1 pseudogene is annotated in these 2,933 nt (G+C 76.2%); it reads right to left on the bottom strand.

Annotation, left to right across the window (positions count from 1 at the left end):
* Positions 1-160: 160 nt before the first annotated feature.
* Positions 161-2,933, bottom strand: a pseudogene (locus tag DY218_RS25350) (hypothetical protein); the annotation flags it as partial.

Raw genomic sequence — 2,933 nt, 5'->3', positions numbered from 1 at the left:
CGGCGGCTGCGCAGGGAGCGCCGCCGGGCCCGCCGGGCAGCGCGCGCGACGGCCCGTGCGCGGCCAGCGGGAGCCGGGCACCTCTCGCGGGCGTGAGTCGCCTCTCGCGACCCGAGCCGCCGGACACCGGCTCCTCCTCCGGTGTCCGGCAGTACCGCCCTCAGACCTCCGCGACCGGCTTGCGGAACATGCGCGTGGCCGTGATCTCGCCCTGGATGCTCTCGCCCTCCGCTTCCGGCGCGGGCAGTCCCGGACGCAAGTGCTCCTCCACACTGATGTATTTCAGCCCCGCACGGAGATCCGCGTCATTGCGCAGCCGGATCACGAGGGGGAACTCGGCCAGCGCCGTGGTGTCGAAAAGCCCCGTGGTGTAAAGGAGTTGCACGCCGAGTGCGTCGGCGACGGCCCGCTGCAGCTCCAGCAGATACGTGGCGTTCGCCCGCCCGATCGGATTGTCCAGGAACAGGGTGCCGGCATGCCGGTGCTTGTCCCGCCCCCGGTCGTTGCTGCGCAGTGCCGCCATCGTGCAGTACAGGGCGATCGCCGCGGTGAGCAGCTGGCCGCCGGAGAAGACGTCGCCCATCTGCCCCACCGGGACGCGCTCGGCGCGCAGTACGGCGTCCGGCTTGAGGATCTCGACGGACACCCCCCGGGGCTCGAGCGCGGCCTGAACTCCCCGCAGGAGCAAGGACATCCCGTCCCTGCGCAGGTCCGAGTTCTTGGCGACGGCCGCCTTGGTGGCCTCGTCGACGACCTCGCCGAGACGCTCCGTCAGGGTCGCCTGGTCCGGCTCCTCGAAGCGGATCCGCAGGAATTCCTGGCCCGACCACTCGCCGAGTCCCTCGGGCAGCCGGGACAGGCGCTGCGCGGAACGAAGCGTGGCGAGCGCGGTGCCGACCAGCCCGCGCAGCCGGTCCACGATGCTGTCGCGGTTGCGCTCCAGCTGCTCCAACTCGTCGGTGAGGACCCGCAGTCGGGGTGCGAAGGCCTCCGCCCAGCGCGCCGCGTGCTCGGGCAGTGCAGCGGCGGGCAGCTCCCTGATCTGCTGCCTTGCCGGGGTGCGCACCTGCTCGTACCGGGTGGAGTTGGCGTGCCGGACGAGGATGTCACCGGCCTCGCGTACCGCCGTCTCGGCCGCGGACAGGTCGGCCGCGCAGCCGCGCAGCGAGCGCCGCGCCTCGGCCGCCGACGTACGGGCCTGCTCGAGGGTGCCCGGATACTGCTCGGGGTCGGCGCCCTCGTCCTCGTGGCTGTCGTGGTGATCGCGCAGCAGGTCCCGCAGCTGGGCGGCCGTCTCGTCGAAACCTCCGGCCGCGTCCTCGGCCGCCCGGTGGTCCCGGTGCAGGGCGGTGTGGGCCTGCCCGGCGAGGTCGAGAGCCTCGGCCGCGGCGGCCCGCTCGGCGGTCGCGGTGCGCAGCAGTTGCTGCGCGTGCTCGGCGTCGGCGGGCACCAGGTCCGCCGGCAGCTCGGTGTGCGCGGCGCCGTCCTCAGGGGCCAGCCGCTCCGCCTCGCCGCGCAGCCGTCCCAGCTGCTCGCTCGCCGTGGACGCCCGCGCCTCGAGCATCTGGACCAGTGATTCGGCGCGCGCGGCAGCGGCCTGACGGGAGGGGCCGTCCGCGCCGTCCGGCCCTTCGAGCAGCTGGGCGGCGCGGGTGCGGACCTTGTTGGTCAACCGCTCGAGCTCGGCGGTGGCGGAGCTCTCCTCGCTCTCCGCGCGGGCCTGCTCGGCCCGAAGGTCGGCGCCGACGCCGACCTTCTCGTACAGCTGGGAGGCGGCGCGGTACGCCTCGCGCAGCGCGGGCAACGGCGCCCTGGGGCCGTCCGCCTCGGGGATGTCGTCGGGCGCGCCCGCGATCTCGGCACGCTCGGCGCGCAGTGCGCGTGCGGTGCGCCGGGCGTCGTCGGCGGCGCGCTGGGCGGCACGCCGGTCCTCGTCGGCGGCCCGCGCCTGCTCGAGGCAGGACTGCGCCCTGGCCTCCGACTCCGCGGCGTCGTCGGCGAGTTCCCGCAGCCGGGCCTGCCAGCCGGAGCGCTCCCGGAGCCGGAAGGCCAGTCCGGCCAGGGCGTCCGCGGACCGGCGGGCCCGCTGGGCCGTGTCCTGCCGCTCGTCGCGCACCCGTGCCGCGTCCGCGGCGGACTCGTCCGCCTCCGCCCGCCGGGCGCGGGCCCCGGCGAGCTCCGCCTCGGACTCCTCGGCGAACTCCCGGGCCGCGCGGGCCGCCTCGGACAGTTCGGCGAGCCGGCCCGCGGGGCAGCCGGCCCGCCAGGAACCCAGCCGTGCGGCGAGCTCACGGTCCTTGCCGAGGCGGTCCGCGAGCGCCCTGATCTCCTCGTCGCGGGCGGCGGCCCGGCTGCGCAGCGACTGCCGCTCGGCGTCGGCCGCATGCTCGTCGTGCATCGCCGGATTCGGCGGTACGAGGAACACGTCGCCGTCGTCCGAAGCCTCCCCCGGCGCCGGAGCGAGCAGCGCCGCGGCCGTGCCGACGGCGACCGTGGAGCGGGGCAGCAGTGCCGCGGACGCCAGCGCCTCGCGCGCCCGGGCGTGGGCCGCCGGGTCGGTGAGCACCACGCCGTCGACGAGTTCGGGACGGGCGGCCAGCACGCGGGCGTGGTCGACCGGGTCGACGGACTGTGCCAGATAGCGCCAGCCGGGCAGGGCCGGGATGCCGTGCTCGGCCAGGTACTCGACGGTGGCCAGGACATCGGGGCCCGGTGGCAGCAGTCCGCCGTCGCCGAGGGCGCCCAGGATGCGGGAGTCGTCGGCGGCGGCGGTGCGGAGTTCGAAGAGCTGACGCTCGGCGCTGCCCACCCCCTCATCGAGGAGTTCGCGCAATTCGTCGGCGAAGCGGTCGAGTTCGGCGGCGCCGAAGCGGACGCCGCCGACGGCGTCGAGCGCACCGGCGGGCTCCGCGGTGTCCCGGCCCGCCGCGCCG

This window comes from Streptomyces triticagri, assembly GCF_003429565.1.
GTDB classification, from domain to species: domain Bacteria; phylum Actinomycetota; class Actinomycetes; order Streptomycetales; family Streptomycetaceae; genus Streptomyces; species Streptomyces triticagri.
Note: the sequence above shows the minus strand (reverse complement) of the source record. Positions and strands in the feature narration are given on the sequence as shown.